This is a genomic window from Helicobacter apodemus (assembly GCF_000765745.2).
In the GTDB taxonomy this organism is placed as follows: Bacteria; Campylobacterota; Campylobacteria; order Campylobacterales; family Helicobacteraceae; genus Helicobacter_D; species Helicobacter_D apodemus.
Genome location: NZ_JRPC02000094.1, coordinates 1 through 1,074 on the forward strand (window position 1 = coordinate 1; position 1,074 = coordinate 1,074).

The 1,074-nt window shown below is 27.0% G+C and carries 1 pseudogene; it reads left to right on the forward strand.

The window, feature by feature from the left end:
* Positions 1–348: 348 nt before the first annotated feature.
* Positions 349–1,074, forward strand: a pseudogene (locus tag LS72_RS10520) (hypothetical protein); the annotation flags it as partial.

Sequence of the window (1,074 nt, forward strand, 5' to 3'; positions counted from 1 at the left end):
TTTTTGTTATAATGCCTACCTTAATTTTAAGATTAAGGAATCTCTAATGAATAAACTAATGCTTAATCTCTCTATTAACTTTCATTTTAAAGGATTCTTTAGTGAATAACACCTATTTTAATAATCTTAATCCCAATCTTAATAACCCTAATAACTTAAATACTAACCCTATAAGGATTCTCTATACCCTCTTTTAATCCAAACTCTGCAAAAGAAAGAATAAAAAACCATTTAATCTATAAATTAGGTTTAGCTTTAATTACTTATGATAAGCAAAGAAAAGAAAACTTAAAACATAACATAAAATTAAAAAATCTCAAACTCCTATAATCCCTAATCATACTTTATGTGCTAATCTCTGCCAACAAGAATCCTTTAAAAACACTTATTCTTCTTTTAATCTGTGGGGGGGGGGGGCAAAATAACACTTATTTAGTTTCTCTTATTCCTTTTGCCTTTTTAAAACTTCTCCTGTGTCTTTATAAAATCAAACAAACCCATAAAAAACAACAGCAATTCTATAAACAAACTATACAACTCTTTCCTAATCTTAAATATCCATCTTTACAATCTTGTAAAGATTATCAACAATCCCTCTGCTTTCAATACCATTTAACCTATCTATTAGGAGAGGCATTAAGTAAAGCAGATAAGATTTGGTATAAAGGAGGATATTTTACATTAAACAAGAAAATAAAAGAAGCTAAACACATTTATAAACTGCACCAAGAATATAAAGCTATACTAAAAGTATTTAATCTACCTTATTGCTTTATCCCTAAAGAATCTCTTTTACAGACACTTTCTTTTTTAAAAGCTTTAAAACATCTTTATAATGCTTCAGATTCTAAAACAACACAAACTTTCTTTTTACACTTTTTTAACCAAATACCTTTTTATACACAAAGACCTTTTCTTTTAAAATACAAAGAGGAGATTTTAGAATGGTTAGAATCTAAAGAATTTAAAGAACAATATATAAAGACTAATCATCCTTATCCCCCTTTACTTAATCCTAAGAGATTATATAAGAAAGAAAGCATAGAAGTAAAATCTCAAAGAGAGGATAAGGAG